Annotated in this window: 11 protein-coding genes; 9 read left to right on the top strand and 2 right to left on the bottom strand. The window is 61.6% G+C overall.

Annotation, left to right across the window (positions count from 1 at the left end):
- The first annotated feature begins 2,632 nt into the window (after positions 1 to 2,632).
- The 9 genes from KB449_RS11890 to KB449_RS11930 all read left to right on the top strand — a co-directional run bounded on the left by KB449_RS11890 (position 2,633) and on the right by KB449_RS11930 (position 16,130).
- On the top strand, positions 2,633 to 3,811 hold the full coding sequence (locus KB449_RS11890) for a hypothetical protein (RefSeq protein WP_282908576.1): 1,179 nt from the start codon (positions 2,633 to 2,635) through the stop codon (positions 3,809 to 3,811).
- 14 nt (positions 3,812 to 3,825) lie between these two features.
- Positions 3,826 to 4,452 carry a CIS tube protein gene (locus KB449_RS11895; protein WP_282908577.1) on the top strand — a complete coding sequence of 209 codons (627 nt, stop codon included), beginning with the start codon at positions 3,826 to 3,828 and terminating at the stop codon, positions 4,450 to 4,452.
- Positions 4,453 to 4,458: 6 nt separating this feature from the next.
- A complete protein-coding gene (locus KB449_RS11900) occupies positions 4,459 to 5,556 on the top strand; it encodes a phage late control D family protein (RefSeq protein ID WP_282908578.1) in 1,098 nt (365 codons plus the stop codon).
- Positions 5,553 to 6,266, top strand: coding sequence for a phage baseplate assembly protein V (locus KB449_RS11905; RefSeq protein WP_282908579.1), 714 nt, complete (start codon positions 5,553 to 5,555; stop codon positions 6,264 to 6,266). Before KB449_RS11900 ends, KB449_RS11905 begins: the two co-directional genes overlap by 4 nt.
- A 48-nt stretch (positions 6,267 to 6,314) precedes the next feature.
- Positions 6,315 to 6,716, top strand: a complete 402-nt coding sequence (locus KB449_RS11910; protein WP_282908580.1) for a GPW/gp25 family protein — start codon at positions 6,315 to 6,317, stop codon at positions 6,714 to 6,716.
- Between the two features lie 30 nt (positions 6,717 to 6,746).
- A complete protein-coding gene (locus tag KB449_RS11915) occupies positions 6,747 to 9,842 on the top strand; it encodes a baseplate J/gp47 family protein (RefSeq protein WP_282908581.1) in 3,096 nt (1,031 codons plus the stop codon).
- 142 nt (positions 9,843 to 9,984) lie between these two features.
- Positions 9,985 to 12,276 carry a putative baseplate assembly protein gene (locus KB449_RS11920; RefSeq protein WP_282908582.1) on the top strand — a complete coding sequence of 764 codons (2,292 nt, stop codon included), beginning with the start codon at positions 9,985 to 9,987 and terminating at the stop codon, positions 12,274 to 12,276.
- Positions 12,277 to 12,331: 55 nt separating this feature from the next.
- Positions 12,332 to 14,437 (top strand): phage tail protein, encoded by a 2,106-nt coding sequence (locus KB449_RS11925; protein WP_282908583.1) that lies wholly within the window; start codon positions 12,332 to 12,334, stop codon positions 14,435 to 14,437.
- Between the two features lie 49 nt (positions 14,438 to 14,486).
- On the top strand, positions 14,487 to 16,130 hold the full coding sequence (locus tag KB449_RS11930; protein ID WP_282908584.1) for a hypothetical protein: 1,644 nt from the start codon (positions 14,487 to 14,489) through the stop codon (positions 16,128 to 16,130).
- Positions 16,131 to 16,508: 378 nt separating this feature from the next.
- Here the strand turns inward: KB449_RS11930 and KB449_RS11935 are convergent, their stop codons facing one another.
- Together KB449_RS11935 and KB449_RS11940 are read right to left on the bottom strand one after the other, a co-directional pair.
- Positions 16,509 to 18,659 (bottom strand): MORN repeat-containing protein, encoded by a 2,151-nt coding sequence (locus KB449_RS11935; RefSeq protein ID WP_282908585.1) that lies wholly within the window; start codon positions 18,657 to 18,659, stop codon positions 16,509 to 16,511.
- Positions 18,660 to 18,661: 2 nt separating this feature from the next.
- Positions 18,662 to 19,048 carry a DUF4280 domain-containing protein gene (locus tag KB449_RS11940; RefSeq protein ID WP_282908586.1) on the bottom strand — a complete coding sequence of 129 codons (387 nt, stop codon included), beginning with the start codon at positions 19,046 to 19,048 and terminating at the stop codon, positions 18,662 to 18,664.
- Between the last annotated feature and the right edge of the window lie 168 nt (positions 19,049 to 19,216).

The following is a 19,216-nucleotide window of genomic DNA, read 5'->3' on the forward strand; positions in this document are numbered from 1 at the left end:
GGGTTTTCAGGTCCGATCAGAACCGGAAGAGTCAGCAGATTGGAATGCCAAAGCAGGGGAAAACAATCGGATAGACGGACGCCATACTGACATGAAGCCGTCCGCGGGCAAGTCTGCGCTCATTGACGCGGGGGAAGGGAATCCGGACTCGAATCGTTCGGCGAGAGGTCGATTGCGTGCGCGATTTTTGCAGCGCCCTTCGAGAATCGACAATGGCTCGCCCGGCATCGGCCGCCGGACGCCGGCCTCCCTGAAGCGCGGCACCGCATTGTCCGTCCCGGGCGTTCGTCAGTTGCTGTCGCGTCTGTCTGCCGGTCCCAGACTCAAGCATTTTTCCGCCGTTCGACAGCTCACACTGTCTTCGCCCGGATTTGTCCATGCGTATGTCCGCCGGCAGCGGCGGGGGAATCGTATTGCGCAGCCGGCTCTAAATGATTCGAGGCAATCGCAGGATGGGAAGCGGCAACAAACGGATGTCCGGCATACGGCCGGCGCCGTTCCCCTTTCGAAGCGGAGCAATCATACGGGGATCGATCAACCGAAAGAACCATTGCGGCAGCAATCGGCAATAACGGGGAGCGACGGACGAATCGATGGGTCGCGTATAGAAGCGAAGGCTAGCGCAATGAATGATGCGAACGCGCGCCCGGCGGCTAACGCACCCGAAGTCGGCATCCGTAAGCAAGCCAATCGCAATTCCGAACCCGGTTTCGAAGCTGCTGACGGCCATCCTGCGGACGGCCATCTGGTGAAGGAACGGGCCGAACCGGCGCAAGAGCGTCATGCCGGTGCCGCTCGGATGTCGCCGGATGAGACTGCCGAGCGAATACAGACGGATGCGCCGGGTACATCCGGTGTTGGATCCGATCGCGGCTCGCAGCAGGGGATGAATTTTAATGGTCTTAGCGGCGCGGAGGCCGAAGACAGGAGCGAAGCAGGTCAAGCGAGGCGTCTCGAAAGGGAGGAGCAATCCGAAGCTTCTTCGTCCTTGTCGGCGCCGTCGGCCGATGAGCGATCGATTGCCGGAGAGCAGTCGCAAGGCAGTGACTCTACGATTTCAAAGCGTGAACTCGTCCACGATCATGCGGGCGAATTTAGCCCGTCAGGCTTTGGTCCATCTTTTTCCCGGCCCTTCCGTTTAACGTTGTCCGCCGGCGCGGTAGTCAGAGAAGCTTCACCCAGACTAAGCGTACTGGTGTACAGCTTTGCTCGCCGCGCATTGATGCCGGGAGCGGCGTCGACCGCACCGAATCGAGCATCCGGCTCACGCTGGCATTCGGTTGGGGGGGCGGTGCCTGCGCCTCAACCTGGCGAGACGGCCTGGGAGAAGGCAAAGTCCGATATCCAAAACGGGCAGCGTGTGAGACAAGACGCGAACTTGAGGAATACATCAGATTCTTTAACGTCTACCGTTCATGACGATACGGCAAACCGGATGTCTATCGGACATCCGGGGGTGAGCCTCATCGCGCGCAGGTATCCGGCACGCTCTGAAAATGAGGATGGCCAGCGGGAGGCGGGGGAACCTCTACGCGCAAGGCTGTCGTTTACGTCTTTACCGCATGCGCCGGCTAAAGCGTCGTTTTCGTCAAAAGAGGCTCCGATGCAGGTAAAGATGAACAACGGCCAGGCGCTTCTGCAAACCGCTCGTCTCCGAAGCTTAACGCCGGCAAGCTTCAGCGCAGGCTTAAGCTCAGCATCGGCGCCCTCGCTGGTTCTCAAGCGAAACGCCGGGCTAAGCCTTCCTTCGGAAGGGCGAACGGTGGAAATCAGGCGAAGCGGCAGGCAGGGTCGAATGAACGAATCTAACGATTCTCGGTTCATTCGCGGCCGCGCAGCGGCCATCCGGGATTCGGGCGGCGAAGGCGTTCGTCGGATCGAGGTTCATGGATCGGGGAGCCGCGTGGCTGAGAAGCGAACTCATTTCTTTTTAACGGCAGATGCGCCGAAGTTTATCTTTAAGCTTGGCGCTGTCCGCAGCTTACCGACCGGCGATGCAGGCGATACAAAAGCGGCCGCCGTCCGATTCGCAGCTGGCGACAAGCTGAACCTGACGGCCGATATTATTAGAGAATTTTTTGGAAATTTGGTTCGCCATGATCGTGCGACAGGATTGTCCCTGAGGCGGTTTTCGGGCAATCTTTCACAGTATAACGACCAACCATCGGAAGCCGTTAACCGCCTAATCAGATCGGGGATTAAAGTGCGGCAGCGCTTAGTGAAGGCCGATATCCGTCAAGCGGGAGTGCGCGATCCGCTTCCGGTTTCAGGCGCTTGGCAGCCCGGAAAGTCCAATGCGCCCGGGGAGGCGGCAGGCCGGACGAGTTCCGCGATACAACGGCAAAAGTCCGATGGTCCCGCTCGCGTCGCAGTCGTCGCGCGTTTTTCGGATCCGATTCGAAAACGGCGCGAAGAACCCGCTGCGTGGGCGCCAATCGCGCGGCTAACGATGCGAGATCCGAGGAGACAAACCGCAAAACGGCCGGGCTCGGCTGAAGCTCCGTCAGGCAGGCAGTCTTCGTCCTTGCCGTCGAAGCGTGCTGCGGCGAACGCTTCAATTGAAAAATCCATAGGTGCGCTTCCGAATACGCGGAAAATCGGTCTGGATGAAACCGGAGCCGCGATAAATCGGATGTACGATAGATTTGAGCGGGGAAATGAAAATCATTCGGCGAGCGGGCTGGCGGCGGGGGCGTTCTCTCTGCTGTCTTCGGCAAATTCGAACGTCACGTTCGACGAGAAGAAGCAGCGGCCATTGCAGCTGGCCAAGTTAAGCCGGCAGGCTATGGCGACCAATGCGGGGCTGAACGGGGCGATCGCTTACCGCGCCAAAATCGCTCGGACAACGTCCGAATCGCCAGCCGCGCAGCTGCTGGCGCGAAGCAGCCCAACGCCGAACTCGCCTGGCATCATGCTGCCGGGCGGAGCTGGAACCTCGGTTGCGCAACCGAAGCAACCCGGTCGAAACATGCAAAGCCAAACGATCCAAAAGGGCGTTCAAGGGCAGGTTGTCGTCCAAACCGCGGAGCGTTCGCCTTCTTATAAGGAGGCAGCATCGACGGCTCGCGCTGCTCTACGCCCAGCAGACGCTGAAGCCGCGCGTTCGACCACGGCGGTTAAAGCGCTGGCGCCGATTCATGCGCGTCGGCGAGCCGCGGTGGATCAGCTTTTCAATACGCTTCAGCCTGCTTTATCAAGTTTGCCGGCGACCGCGCGGACTGCCGGCATGCCTGCACACGCCGTTTCGGCTCAGGGCTCGGCCGTCCAGCTGCGCCGTGCCGCGCCGCGAGTTGCCGCGCCGCTCGAAGCTGCGAAGCCCTTTGCCGGTACGCAATCGGCGGCGCGAACGCTATCGCCCGGCGGGCAAGCGTTCGCCGCCCCGGCCGACTCCGTTGCCGCGCAGCTGCATCGCGCAGCGTCCCGGATAGCTGCGCCGGCCGGGGCGGAACCGGCGCCTGCTGCCGTGCTCCGGCAGCGGAGCGCGCCGCAGGCCACCGCGCCGGACGCGCAGGCCCGCCCGGCGCCGACGGCCGAGCTGCGGCTGCGCAGGCCGCAGCAATCCGGCTCCCAGGCGCAGCCGCTGGCTGCGCCGAATGCGGAGCTCGAGCTGCGCCGAACGCCCAAAGCTGCAGCTCCCGCGCAGCCGCAGCAGACGCAGCCGGCCGCGCAGGAGCCGCCGCGACTGAGCACCGAGCAGCTCCAGCAGGCGGTGCGCGAGATGCCGGAGCTCGATCCCGAGCGGCTGGCCGACACGGTGTACACGGCGCTGATGCGCCGCTTGAAGTTCGAGCAGCGTCTTAGCGGTTATTGACGGAGGAATTCACGATGGCCTTATCCAAAGCAAAAATCGTCATCATCAAGAGCAATTCGCAGGAAACGGTCGACGTGCTGTTCAACCCGGGCGAGTACATGCTGCAGGCAGGCAACAGTTATTCGTGGCATGCCGTGCCCGGTCTGCAATCGCCGATCGCCCAGTTCGTTAGCGGCGAGGCGACGACGCTGACGATGGATCTGTTTTTCGATACCTACGAAAAAGGAACCGATGTCCGCGCGCATACGGCGAAGATCAGCGGACTGCTGCAGGTGGACAGCGATTTGCACGCACCGCCTTTATGCAGGTTCGTGTGGGGCTCGCTCAATTTCAAAGGCGTCGCGGAGAAGGTATCCCAGCGATTCACGATGTTTCTCGACTCCGGCATCCCGGTCCGGGCGACGCTCAACGTGACGCTGCGCGCGGTGCTCGGCTTGACGGAGCAGTATCAGCAGGTGCCTCGCCAATCGGCCGATCGCACGAAGCAAAAAACGCTGAAGCAGGACGAGCAGCTGTGGATGCTCGCGGCAGAGGAATACGAGGACCCGTCCCAGTGGCGGGCCATCGCCGAAGCCAACGGCATCGACAATCCGAGACGGCTGCCGGCGGGGCGCAAGCTGATTATCCCGAGATTGGAGTGAACGCGGTTGACGGTCAAGTTCGATACGACAACCTACGATTTGTCGCAGCTTGAGAGCAAGTATCGTTCTTTTTTCGCGCCGGCGTTCGAGATTCTGATCGACGGGCAGAACCTCGTGCGGATCGGCGCAGCCGTTCAAGGCCTTCGAGTGACGTCCCGTACCGGGATGTTCTCGGATCATTTCAGCTTTCGCATCGCCAACGCCTTCGATCCGGTCGCCCGGTCGCTCCAGTGGCTCGGCTCGCTGGTCGACGTCGGCAAGTCGATTACGATCAAGATGGGTTATACCGATCGGTTCGAGACCGTTTTCGAGGGGCTTGTGACCGGCGTCGGCGTCGATTATCCGACGGGGGGACTGCCTGTCGTGAGCGTCAAGGGCATGGACAAATCGATGCTCATGATGCGCAGCAAGCAATCGAGCCAGTGGAAGGACAAGAAGGCGAGCGACGTTGCCCGGCAGATCGCCTCCAAATACGGACTGACGCCCGACGTCGACGACACGATGACGCCGATCCCGCGCATCGAGCAGCACCGGGTGAGCGATTTTCATTTTTTGCACTCGCTCGCGTTCGACAACGAACGGGATTTCATGGTCGTCGGCTCGAAGCTCTATTTTAAAAAGCGCAATCCGTCCGCAGCCGAGGTGCTCACGCTGACTTACGGCAAGAGCTTGCTTAGCTACTCGGCGGAGGTGGACATTTCGAATCAGGTCACGCAGGTCGTCGTAAGAGGCATCGATCCCGACACGCACGAACCGATCGAGGCGAAGTCCAAGGCAGTCGACATCATCGGCACGAATGGCCGGTCCGGTCCGAATATTATGGGCGCGCTCTCGTCCTATTTGATCGAGACGGAATTTATGGAATATACGACCGTCGCGGCCGCGCAGAAGCTGGCGGATTCGATCATGAACGATAAGGCGATGGAGCTGGTGACCGGATCGGGCACGTGCATCGGACTCCCCGAGATTCGCGCGGGCCGGTTCATCAAGCTGCAAAACGTCGGCCGCCAGTTCAACCAGCCGATGCTGCTGAACAACGTGGTGCATGCCATCGATACGAGCGGTTTCATCACCAGCTTCAACGTGGAGGGGAACGCCATATGATGGGACAAGACTACTCGGGATCGCGTCCTAACGCGGGCAGCGTGAACGGCGTCATGGTCGCTACCGTTACGAACAACAGCGACCCTGAGAAGCGCAATCGCGTCAAGCTCAAATTCGCGGTGCGGGAAAACGACAACGAAACCGACTGGGTACCGATCGCCTCGCTTATGGGCGGCGGAGACAGGGGGACGATGTTCGTGCCCGAGGTCGGGGATGAGGTGCTGGTCGCTTTCGAGATGGGCAGTCTCAAGCTCCCTTATGTCATCGGCAGCCTGTGGACCAAGAACAACCTGCCGCCGGCCAAGCACGAAAAAAACGACATCCGCAAAATCCGTTCGCGCGGCGGCCACGAGATGCTTTTTCAGGATACCGACGGCGACGGCAAGATCACGCTCAAGACCGCCAAAGGCTTTAAAGTCGATATCTCCGAAAAGGAAAGCAAGGTCGAGGTGGCGACCAGCGACGGCAATCAATCGGTCGTGCTGACCGGAGGCGGGACGGGGACGGTCGTCGTTAAGTCGGCGGGAGCCAAGATCACGCTCGATAAGAGCGGCAAGATCACGATCGAAGCGCCGAACGCGGTCGAGATCAAAGGCACGCAGCTGAAGATCGAGGCATCCGCCCAGCTTAGCCTGAAGGCGTCTGCCAGCATCGATATGAAAAGCGACGGCATCATCACTATTAAGGGCTCGCTGGTCAAAATCAACTAGCGCGGCCGTCCGGCGCAGTCCGGCGGTCTGTGGCAAGGAGGAATGGACATGTCCGCTTCGTTTCTGGGCAGAGGCTGGCGCTTCCCCGTCGGCGTCGACGCGACGACCGGCCGCATGCTGATGTCGGAGGGCGAGGACGATATCGCCGAGGCGATTCGCATCGTGCTCATGACGTCGCGCGGCGAGCGTGTCATGCGTCCGGGCTTTGGCAGCGGTCTTTCCGGATATGCGTTCTCCGGACTTGACGAGACGACGCTGCGGCTGCTTGAGAGCGATGCGCGCGAAGCGATCGTCGTCTGGGAGCCTCGCGTCAAAGACGTGGAGGTCAGGGCCGAGACCGATCCGTCCGAGCCCGGCCGTATCCGGCTGTCCGTGGATTATGTCGTCCGATCGACGAACAACCTGTTCAACCAGGTATACCCTTTCTATCTGGACGAAGGCACCAAATAACGTGTACGCGCAGCGGGAGGACTTAAGGGCATGAAGCCAGATGCAACGGAGAGGACGGGCATGCGCCTGCCTCCCCCGATCGACGGCAGCGACGTCGCGGCGTTCGAGGAGCGCTTCAGGACAATGGCGCCTCATTATACGCCGGAATGGCGGTTCTCGCCGGAGGATCCCGACGCAGGCACCGCCTTGTTTTTCCTGGCGGCCGAGATGCTGGAGGAAAACGTCAAGCGACTGAACCGCGCGCCGCTGAACAACTTCATATCTTTCCTTGAGCTGATGGGCGTCAAGCTCCAGCCCGCGCGCGCAGCGCGTGCGACGGCCGTCTTCCGCCTTGCGGAAGGCGCCTACGAGCCCGTGTACGTACCGCAAGGCACGCAGCTTACGGCCGAAGCGCCGGACGGCGGCGAGGATATCTCGTTCGAGACGGAGCATGCGCTCCTCGTGACGCCCGCCAGACTCCTCGAATGGATCAACGTCCATCCGCAGCGCGATATGATCGTGCGCGCTTCCGGCGCTTACGAGGACGAGGCTGCGGCCGGCATTGCACCCGAGATCGCGGTGTTCGGCGCGGAGGGGGAGGATCTGCAGCGGCACGAGCTGTACATCAGGCACGACGGATTGTTCCAGCTGAACCATCCTGCGCGGCTGACGCTCGCCTGGTTCAATTCCGCCAAGCGTTATGCGGAGCCCGAGCTGGCGCGCGGCATGGCCGATACGAATTGGCTCGAGTGGTCCTGGTATGACGAGGCTGCCGGCGAGTGGCGGCTGTTCGACCGGGTGACGAGCGCACGCAATGAAGTGACGCTGTGGAAGACTTCCCGGGGACGTTTAGGTAATTCGGTAGTCGGGGACTCCGATGGCCGCTGGATTCGCGCGCGGGTCAAGCCTGATCCAGACGGAAGCGTCGTATCCCCTGCCCTCGCAGGGCTGCCCGAAGTCGAACAGCTGTCGCTCCGGGGTGAACACGACGTGTCGGCGGACCCTGCCGGCATTCCGCCGGCACTGCTTTATTCCGGCGACCTGGAGCTGGACGGGGCAGGCTTTTTCCCGTTCGGGCAGCAGTTTTTCCAGTATTCGCTTTTTCATCTCGCTTGTCCCGAGGCGTTCAGCAAGCACGGCAGCCGCCTGACGCTGCGGTTCGACGCGCGCTGGGATCCTTGGGAGCTGCGTATGGCGCCCGATCCGGAGGTGCGCTGGCGCATGGTCATGCGTTCGTCCGATTTCGCGCGCAAGCCGCCTCAGCGGCTGTATGTCCGCCGCGTGCTATGGGAGTATTGGAACGGCGAGAGCTGGATGCGCCTGCCGGGCAGCGGCCGTTATGAGGAGCTGTTCGCCGACTTGCCCGAGACGCAAGCCGGCAGTTTCTCGCTTGAACTGGATTGTCCGGTCGACTGGGAGCGGACGTTCGTCAACGGCACCTGGGACTGGTGGCTTCGCGTGCGCGTCGCATCGATGGATACGGTCAACCGGCCTGTCGTCGAGTATATGACGCCCCATCTGTCGCGGATGTCGCTGACGTATGCCTATTCCTCCGAGGTCAGACTCGCTCCGGACAACGCTTATATCCTTAATAATGCGGAATGGACGGACAAAACCGCGTGGCTGCGCCAAGGCGGAGAGCCGTTCAGACCGTTCGTGCCGATCGATTGCCCCGCGCCGGCCGTATATCTGGGCTTTGATCAGGCGCCGCTCAAGGGCCCTATCCGGCTTTCGTTTCAGCTCGGCAAGCTGGTGGCTGCGGATCAAGGGGCGCCATGGATCGAATGGGAGGCGCTTGTCCGCGACGGGCTGCGCTTCGCCTGGGTTGCCCTTAAGGGAATGGATACGACGAACGGCTTCACCGAATCGGGCGCCTTTCAGTTTGCAGGTCCTCCGGGGCTGGAGCCGGTTCGCCTGTTCGGCGTCGAACGCGTATGGCTTCGCGCGCTCAATCGGGACGGTCGCTTCGGAACCCGGGGGGCGCCGGTGCCAACGCTTTTGCGCGTCCACCGCAACGCGGTCTCCATCGTACAGCGACGTACGCTGCGCGACGAGTATCCGGAGCAGACAAGCGGCGGCTGGCAGCTTTCTGCCGCGCCGGTCGTTTCTCATGAGGTATGGGTCGAGGAGACGGGCTTCGTGAATGAGCAGACGCTAGCCGAAATGGATGAAGACCGTTACGAGGCGCACCGGGACAGCGAGGGGCGTCAGACACGCCTTTGGGTTCGCTGGCAGGCGGTTGAATCGTTCGCCGGTTCGCTGCCGCACGATCGTCATTATACGATCGACGAAGCTTCCGGAAGTCTGCGGTTCGGGGACGGCAAAGCCGGCATGGAGCTTCCGCTTGCGGGTACGGACAAAGTGCGCGTGACCTACCAGGTTACCGAAGGGGCGCGCGGCAACGTGCCGGCGCGCGCGATCCGGGGGCTGCTGCAGCCGCTCGCGTTCGTCGACAGCGTCAGCAATCCGTCGGCCGCCGTCGGCGGCGGCGACGCAGAGTCGCTCGCTCGCGCGATGGAGCGGGGTCCGCAGCACGCGCGTCACCGCGGGCGGGCTGTCTCCGCCGCCGACATGGAGTGGATCGTGCGGGAAGCGGATCCCTCGATCGCGCAGGTGCGCTGTCTGCCAGGGCGGGATGCCCGACTGCAGCGCGAGCCGGGCAAAGTCGTCGTCGTAGCGCTGCCGCTCGGCGGCCGCGAAGGCGTCGCTTTTTTTCCCGAGGTCAAAAAGAAAATCGAGGCTGCGCTGCGGGACAAGGCTTCCAATCTGCTGATGCAGGGCGGACGGCTCGCGATTATGCCGCCGGCGCTGCTTGAGATTTCTGTCAAAGCCGTCGTGCGGACCGGCGTCGCCGACGATATCGTACCGACCGAAGCGGCCTGTATGAAGACGCTGGACCGGTACCTCGATACGCGCGCCGGGCAGCTAGACGGACGCGGCTGGCAAATCGGGGAAACGGTGCATTCCTCGGCGTTGTACGGTTTGCTTCAATCGGTACGAACGGTGCTGGAAGTCGAGCTGCTCCACATGAGCGTCGTTGTCATCGAGCACGGCGCAGCGCGGGAGGTGCCCGAATCCGCGCTCCGCGATCTGCCGCATGGCATCGTCGTGTCCGGCAGCCATCAGGTGACGGCGCGTCTCGGTTAGAGCAGGCTTCCGATCGTGCCAGGCGTCCGCCTGCAGCCCTTTCGTTCAATGGCGTACAGACAGGCGAAGCCAGGACGCATTCGCAAAGCCGAAGCACACGACAAGTTCACTTAAATCCGCTTAAAAAGGAGGCAAGGCGCCAATGCTGCCCAAGCTGCCGCTTGACGATCGCACGTACGAGAGTATCCTGTTCGAAGCACGCCAAGGTATACAGCGGCGCCTGCCGGAGTGGACCGACGAAAACGCGCACGACCCCGGCATGACGATGCTGGAGCTGTTCGCCTGGATCAGCGAGATGCAGCAGTTTTATTTGAGCCGGGTGCCCGATCGCAACCGCCGCAAGTTCCTCGAGCTGCTCGGCGAATCGCCGCGCCAGGCGACAGCCTCAGCCGCGCTCGCTTCGTTCGGCGGCATCGGACGGACGGTGCTGCTGCCGCAAGGGACCAAGCTGCTTGCCGAGGACCAAACGTTCGAGACGGCGGCGCCCACGACGCTAAGGCCGCTTGCCGTCGACCGGATCGTCACGCGCACCGAACGCGAGGCCAGCGACCGTACGGCGTCGAACACGCAGGGCGATGTCGCTTTTTATGCGTTCGGCGCGGATGCAAGGGCAGGCAGCAGACTATACGTATCGTTCGATAGGGAGCCCCCCGTAGGAGAGCCGATCGAGCTGACGATTTTGCTGGCGGAGGATGGCGGCCACGGCAGTCTCGACGCTTGGCAGGCGATGCCGTTGACCGCTGCCCTGGCTGCCATGCCTGCCGATGCGGGGGAACCGCATGTGCCGCCTTCTATTGTTCCGTCCGCGCGCATCGCCTGGAAGGGCTACGCGCAAGACGAACAGACGGACGCTTCGGGCTGGCTGCCGCTTGAGACGGTCGGCGACGAGACGCTGCATTTAAGCTTCAGCGGCCGCGTAACGCTCAAGCTGAACGCGCCGCTGCGCCCGGTGCTTGTCCATCCTGCGAACGATCGGCCGCGCTGGTGGATCTGCTGCGTGCTCGAGGAGGAAGGCTACGAGGAGCCGCCCCGCATCGACCGGATCCTGCTTCATACGGCGCTCGTCGTTCAGCGGGACACGCTCAGCGAGACGATCGACTGCGACGTGCCGGAAGAAGGAGAGGTCTCGCTATCCGCGAATACTTTTTTGTCGCGGTACGGCCTGCTTCGCGTACAGGTGCGCGAGCCTGACGGCAGATGGCGGGAGTGGCGGGAGGTCCCGGACATCGGCGCAGCCGGACCGGACGACCGCGTATATGCCGTACGGATGCCGCAAGAGGGCGGGGCGCAAATCGTTTTTGGCGACGGAGCGCATGGGATACGGCCGCCGGGCGGGCCCGGGGCCGTTCGGCGCATCCATGCGGACAAGACGTTCGCCGACAAACGCTTCATCGGCCGAAGCAACGGTCTGCCGATGCAGCGATTTAACGTCTATGACCTGGCATGCCGCCGAAGGGAGCATTTTCTGCTGCAGGTCGGCATGCCGGGCGAGCGGCCGGGCGAGTGGCTTTGGGAGGATTGGCTCCCGGTCGAGAACTTCGACCGCTCCGGCCCGCTCGACCGCCACTATATGTTCGATCCGGACACCTGCGAGATCCGCTTCGGCAACGACGAACGCGGCGCAATTCCGCCGGCCTGCGACGAGGCCAATCTATGCCTGGTCGTCTGCGTGCTCGGCGGCGGCGAGCGGGGCAATATCAAGCCGGGCTTGCTGAGCGGCTGGGTGTCGGAGGAACAGCGGGCGTACGGCGTGTCCGTAACCAATGCCGGCTACGGCTATGGCGGCGCCGAGAGCGAGAGCGTGAGCGACTGCATCGCGCGATTGCAGCAGCGCTGGCTTGAACCCTATCGCGCCGTTACGGACGAAGACTATGCGGCGCTCGCGAAGGCTACGCCGGGACTTAGAGTCGCCAGGGTGCATGTTATCGCGGGATATGCGCCGGGACGTTCCGACCCCGTGCCCCATGCGGTGACGGTCGTCGCGATGCCGTTCAGCCGTCAGCCGACGCCGAAGCCGAGCAAGGGATTTTTGCAGACGGTGGCCCGCCATCTGGACGATCGCCGGCTGATCGGGACGGAGGTTCACGTGATCGCCCCCGAATATATCAGAGTGACCGTCCATGCGGTCATCGTCGTCGAGCCTCAGTTTGCGCATGAAACGAGACGGATCGCCGCCGTATTAAATGAACTGCTCAGCCCTTCGGGCAGCCTCAAGTCCGCGGCCGGCTGGCCCTTTGGAAGACCGGTGTATCGCGGCGACGTCTTCGCGGCGCTTAGCCGAATCGGCGGCGTGGCGTATGTGCAGGAGTTGTGGCTGGACGGCGAAGGACGTTATGCGGCTAAAAGCCAGGGCGGGGACGTGCTTCTGCCGCCCAACGGACTCGTATATTCCGGCGAGCACCGGATTGAACTGCTGAGCCGCACACAGCTTTAAAGGGTCGACGGGAAAAGGGAAAAGGATCTGCATAAACCGGAGAGGAGGCGAGCGAATGCAGGACGAGGCGTTATTTTTTTCGGTCAACAGGCCGGAGCACTGGAGCCGCCGCGGCTTAGCGGAAAATTTGGACATCGGCGACGCGGTGCGGCTGCGCAGCGACGCCCGGTACGGCGTGCTGGATACGGCGTCTTTCGGAGAGCTCGAAGGCGTCGGCACGGTGAGCGCTTTTGCCGTCGGCTTGTTCGGACGTCTCATTCTGCTCGACGACGCCGGCGATCTGTGGACCTACGACCGGCACAGCCGTCATCACGAGCGGTTGTTCGTCGCACGGCACGGCTTGTTTTCCGCCTCGGCTATGCTAGCCGCGACCGGCGATACGCTGCTTGTCGCCGATCCGGACGGCGAGCGGATGCTGGCCGCATACGACGTGAACAGCGGACAGACGCGTTGGAGCCGCTCGGGGGACTGGGTGGACGGCGTTTATTGCCGGCCGCTCGCCCTTCATGCCGACAGCCGCGGCATCTACGTGCTGACGCGCGCGGAGGAGCCGCCGGAGGACGAGGCGGCGTCGGCGCTGTCGGGCAGGGCGCCGCTTCGAATTTTGAGGCTCGGTCTGTCCGGCGGGTTGATCGCTGAGATCGAGCACGAGCGGTTCGCATTGAAGCTGCCTGCGGACGGCGGCGAGCACGGGCAGCCATTTTTGACCGTATCGCCGCTGGGCGATATGTATGTGTACGACAGTCTTGGCCGCACGCTGTTCGCTTTTTCGGCCGCCGGCGAGCTGCTGACGCGCATGATGCTGCCGCCGCTATCGTTCGCGGGTCTGGCCGTCGACTCGAACCGTCAGATATACGTGGGCGATTCGCGGAGCATGGAAACCGAGGGCGAGGACGACCGCTTTATCTTGCAATTCGAAGAGTCGGGCGAGCTGATCGGCAAGGTCGGCGGTTTCCGCGGCAAAGCGGATGCGATTCTGATCGACGGCAGGGATCGGATGTACATTTTGAACGGCGAACAGCAGACGCTGGCCGTGCTCGACCTGCAGCCCCAGACGCTCGCGATGGCTGGAGGAGGCGCGCTTGAAGGCTTTTGGCTCTCGTCGGCGTTCGACAGCGCGGACCGGGAGACGGTATGGCACAAATTTACGCTGGAAGCCGACATTCCGGACGGGACGCAGCTTCGCGTACGTTATTTCGCGGACGACACGGGCGTAAGGACTATCGGCGGCAACATCTGGCGGATTGACGATTGGATCGCGCAACCCGATCTGGGCGCTTCGGAAAAGCTTCGGGGCTTGCGCGAATTTTGGTCGGAGCCGGTCGTCAATCCGGGAGACGCCTTGTTTTTCGGGGCAAAGGGACGGTACTTGTGGATGCTGGTCGAATGGATCGGCAGCGAACGCAGCACCCCTGCGCTTGGCCGGCTGCGCGTCTATTTTCCAAGACAAACGCTGCTCTCATACTTGCCTGCCGTATATCAACAGGAGACCGGCGGGCGCGGGTTTTTGGAGCGTTATCTGGCATTGTTCGGCACGCTATTCGACGAAATGGAGGAACGCATCGACGGCATGGCCAGACAGTTCGACCGCGAGACGGTCGGCGGCGGCCAACTGAGATGGCTGGCTACCTGGCTGGGGCTCGATACCAACGAGTACTGGAGCGACGATGCGATCCGGCGGCTCATCCGCGCCGCACCCGATATGTACCGGTACCGCGGTACGCGCCGCGGCATCGAAGGGGCGATCGAAACGCTGACGGGCATGAAGCCGATCATCGTCGAGCCGGCGCAATACAAGGCGCTCCGCGAACGCGGGGATTGGCGCGCAGTCGTCGACCGGCTGTACGGCAACGATCCATTCACCTTCTCTGTGCTGCTGCATCCGGATCAAGCGCGCAGCGACATGGAGAAGGTGCTGCTCAGACAGCTGGTGGACGACATCAAGCCCGCACATACGGAAGCGAAGCTCGAGTGGCTGCAGCCTTGGATGTATTTGGACCTGCACACCTACCTGGGCGTCAACACGGTGCTGGCCGAGCCATCGATCTTTACGTTGGGCGACGACCGCTCGATGCCTAACGATACGTTGATCGTGGATGCGAATATGGATCGGCGACTCGATGCGCATATGCGTCTCGGGATGGATTCGGAGATGGAATGACGACAGCGGAGCCGCCTCGCGGGTCCGATGATGAGGAGGGACTTGAAGAATGAGAAAAGCGAGGATGTACCCGTTCGAACGCAATCGGTATTTTTACGGCAAGCTGTTAACGGTGCGGGACTTCGAATCGGAGCAAAAATATTTGAACGACAAGCGCAGGCTGCTCAACCGGCTGCTGTTCGGAAGCGGGGTCGTCGCAGGCATGCAGGTCGTCGCCGTCGACGATAAGACGGTAACGGTGGAGATGGGGCTGGCCATCGACTATTCGGGTCGCGAAGTCGTCATTCCTTCGCCGGTCACGCTTAAGCTGTCCATGATCGAAGGCTTCACGAACAACGAGTACAAAAAGAACGTTTATTTGTACGTCGCCTATGACGAAAAAGGCCGCGAGCCCGTTCATTCCGTCGGCAACTCGTCGATCCGGGGCGAGGAGGTCAGCGAGTACAATCGCGTACTGGAGTCTTACCGGCTTTTCGTTAAAGAAGAAGCGCCGGCGCCGACAAGCTTCGAGCAAGTGCGCTTGCTGGAGGATGTCGCGGTGCTCTATCAGGACGCGCATGTCCGTATTTCGCAGCGGATGCCCAAATATGTCAATCCCGGCGATGTCGTCGACGTAACGCTGGTCGTTGAAAAAACGCTGCAGACGGCCAGAGTGGCGGTCGGCTTCGACTATGAGTCCGACGGCTTCGATCCGGTCGGCGGAAACGGCGCGCATGTCGAATTCATAGAGCCGGGAGACGGTCAGGATACCGAGTATCGGCTGACCTATAGCGTTAAGGCAAAGGACCGGCCGGACACGGTCGCGAGGCTTGCTCTGCCGCCGCAATCGGTGACATTGACCATTGGCGATCAGCGCGTGCCGATCGATCATGCTGCCGTTCATCGCGTGGACATCATTTCTCAACCGGTCATGGAGCGCATCCTGAAAACCTGGTACGAGCGATCGCTGGATCAAGCGGCCGAAGGCTCCGCCGATCAGGACCTGTGTCTCGCGAAAATCGGATTGCTTCAGCTCGGATCGACTTATATGATCGAGCAGGTCGAGCGCGTGCCGTTCGGCGAGTACGTCCCTAACGCCTCGTTGCTGCAGCGCCTGTCTCATAAGGACCGGGCGGGCTCGCTTCATCGCTTCTTTGCCGAGTCGGAGGCTTACGATCTGGAATACGACGCGAGGCCGAAGCTCGACGTCCACTACCATCCGGAGCGGAATATGTTCGACTTCAAGCTCGGCGTTCCGCGTCCGCAGGCGATTCAGGACGAGATCTCGACGGGAACGATCGAAGTGCCGCTCGAACTCAATGCCAAGACGGGGCTCAAGTTTTTCTCGCGCGGCAGGCGCAATTACGTGACGGACGAGATTAAGCACGGACTCGGCACCGGACAAGTGACGGTTCTGGTGGGCCTGGCGCCTCAGGAATCGTTGAAGGCTTCCATTTATTACGGCGTTCAGGACGTATTCAAGGGAACCGAGTACGAATCCGACGTGCCGAACGTCGACTTCGGCACGATCGTTTATCCCGAGCACGGCAGCTTCCGCATCGGCATGCGCCTCAACGGCTCGGCCGAGGCGGACAAGCTGAACGTCCGCTGGTGGGCGTTCAAAAAGCTGCAGGAAGGCGCGGACGCGAACGGCGGAGGGGAAGCCGCTGCCGAGCGCGCTGCTTTACGGGAAGCCGCACCCGGAAGGGAATAGATTCGGCTGCGGTTTCGCAATGGCGAGGCTGTCTTTAGGGTCAACAGGGCCCTAGGGACAGTCTTTTTTATCGTTTGTTTATTTTGGAATGCGGAGAGTGACTGCGAAGAGCCGGGAAAGCGGACAGAATGGACGTTAGATGGGAATATGTGGAATGATGATTGGCGGGATCGCTTGTTCGGGATAAGGGTTACTAGGAAAAACCGCGTGATTACCGTAAAAACTGCCGCCGGGAGTGAAGTTAAACGGAAAAATCGTGTAACTCGCACTGAAGCTGCCCCATGGAACGACCAGATGATAATAAAACCCCTTGTCTCAGGAGCCGCGATCGTTCCTGAGGCAAGGGGTTATCGTTAAAACGAAGAAAGGTAAAAGTTTTTAAACCTGAAAGGGACCGATGGTCAATCGAACGGGTTTGTCGTTGTTGTAATTGAAGTTATACAGATAGCCGTTCCATTCGTAGGACATCGTGTATAGCTTGCCGTTGCTCTCGGTTTTAACGCCTTTTATGGCCGCTTTTTGCAGACGATCGAGAAGCGTCGTCAAAACGTATTTGTTCCACGTGCGCACGAGCGTGACGGCATAAGCCTCGGGATTGTCGGGATCGGACTCCAGCTTAAAGCTGAATTGGACGCCACTGTAGACGAGTTCGATCGGAGCCGCGAGCGCAGAATCGGCTCCCGGCTCTTCGCTTAAGCCGTCGGTCGAGGGGGAAACAACGTTGGTCGAAGCCTTGTCGCTGCCCGCATTTCCGATGGCATTGACACTGTTGCTTGCGGTTGAGCTGCTGGCAGCAGTCCCACTGCCGGACTTGGAAAGCGCGATGACTTTATTCGCCTTAGAGAATGCTTTTTCGCTCGATCCGGCAATTGCAGCTGTATTTGTAACGGCGCTTTGCTGCCTGCTGCTCGCGCCTGTTCCCGTGTCGTCGTTGGAGCCGGAACCTGTTCCGCTGCCAGTACCGGAACCGGCGCCGGTATCCCTATCGGAACTCGTACCCGCATCCGCACCGGCGTTCGCGCCGGTTGCGGCGCTGCCTTCGCCGCCCCCGACGCCTGCGCCTGAAGCGGCACCGCCGCTCGCCCCGGCAGTCGCGCCGCTTTCGCCGCCTCCAGCGCTTGCACCTGAGCCAGTTCCGCCGCCGGACCCGGAGCCAGAACCATTCGCGGCTCCGGCCGAGCCGGAGCCTGCGCCTTCGCTGGCAGCAGTACCGCCGTTCGCCCCGGCAGCTGCGTCTCCGCCCGTGCCTGCGGCAGACTCTGCGGCGCCATCCGTACCGGGCGCTGCGGCTCCTTCATCGGTCCCGGCATCGGGCTCGGCGTCCGTCCCGGCATCCGTCCCTGCCGCGGGCGCATCCGGCGCCCCGAGCTTCTCCTGCAGCGTTGCCGCAGCCATCGCCAGGAAGCCCGCCGGATCCGCTTGACCTGCGCTGAACAGCCCTTTGTAGACGACGGTGCCGTTCGCGTCGAGCAGCGAGCCGAAGCCCTGGTATTGGTCGGCCCGGAACGTGCCTTTGTATAACGGGGTCCCGTCCGCGTTAAACGCCTCGCCTTCGCCGTCGCGCTGGCCGGCCACAAAGCTGCCGGTATATAACGCGGTGCCTTGCTCGCTTAACAGTGAACCGGTTCCCTGGTATCGCCCGCGCTCGAACCCGCCCTTGTAGACAGGCGCGCCCGAAGCCGCGTATTCGGTTCCTTCGCCTGACGGCAGCCCGCCTGCAAACAAGCCTTCGTAAAAAAGCGTACCGCCTTTGTAAAGCTTGCCCGCGCCTGCGTAAAGACCGCCCGCAAAGGCGCCTTCGTAGACGGGCTTGCCGTCGTCGCCGTAAAGCTTGCCTGCGCCTTCATATAACCCTTGGACAAAGGCGCCGGTATAAAGCGGCTTGTCCTTGGCGGCGTAAAGCGTGCCGTCGCCTTCGTACTTGCCGGACGCAAAGCCTCCTTCGTACTTGACGCTGCCGTCCGGCGAATAAAGCGTGCCCGCGCCATTGTATGCGTCGGCCGCGAATTCGCCGCGGTACAGCAGCGTGCCGTCAGCCGCATAGGCTTCGCCCGAGCCGGCGCGAACGCCTTTTTCGAAGTCGCCGAAGTAGACAAGCTTGCCGCCGTCGCCGTACAGCTTGCCAACCCCGCTGAACTGGCCGCTGGCAAGGGGGCCGGCGTAAACAAGGTTGCCTGCGCTGTCCACGATTTTGGCATTGCCGGTATAGCCCTTTTCAAGTGCGGCCGAAGCTGCCATCGTAGGCGTGCGCGAAAACCACCGATCTACGAACGCAGGCGGATTGATGAACCCGAAGTAGGCGATCGCCAGGCCGATGAGCACGATCAGCACGACGAGTTTTTTGGCGATATAATAGCTTCCGATCTTCCAATAGTTGTCCAGCGACCGCAGTCCGCTGCCGAGCACGCTCCGGGCCCATTGAATAAGCCACCTGAGCACAATCTTCGGGAGCTTCGCGGACTGCTTGAGCGGCCGCATGATTTTTCGTTGGATCGGCTTGATAAACGGTTTAAGTATCGTTTCGATCATAATTAGGGCACCTGTATCGTAAATTGGCCGGGCGAGGTTACCTGGATGACGCCGCCGTAGCTGCACATGCACTTGGAGGAGTTGTTCAGGGAAGGCATATTGCCGACCATTACGGTCGGAGAGCCGGGCGCCCAAGGAGCGGCTGTCACGGGCATGCAAGGCATCGGCGTCAGGACGCCGAACGCCGCGGCGGTCGCCGAAGCGACGACGGGATTGGCCAATGAATTGCACATGCCGAACGGCATGATGTTTACAAACGGCTTATTATCCATTATGTTGGCGATCGGCATGGCGGTCATCGTCCGATTGGCCGGAAGCACATTTAATACAGAGGGGGCAGCCCCAAACGAGCATTGCATCGTCGCTCCGCCGCACACTAGTTGTCCCACGCCCGGTTCACGCTCTCTTTAAGGAAAAATGGTTGAAGCTGTCAACGCTATATTCATAGTAACTCAATTCTCGAAATCTGTCATTTTGAGTTGCAAGGGGGTGAATTAAGGAAGAACTTGTAGTACGATGAAAATAGTTAGAAATTGTCGTAAGCTTCGATTGAACAA

This window comes from Cohnella hashimotonis, from assembly GCF_030014955.1.
GTDB classification, from domain to species: Bacteria; Bacillota; Bacilli; order Paenibacillales; family Paenibacillaceae; genus Cohnella; species Cohnella hashimotonis.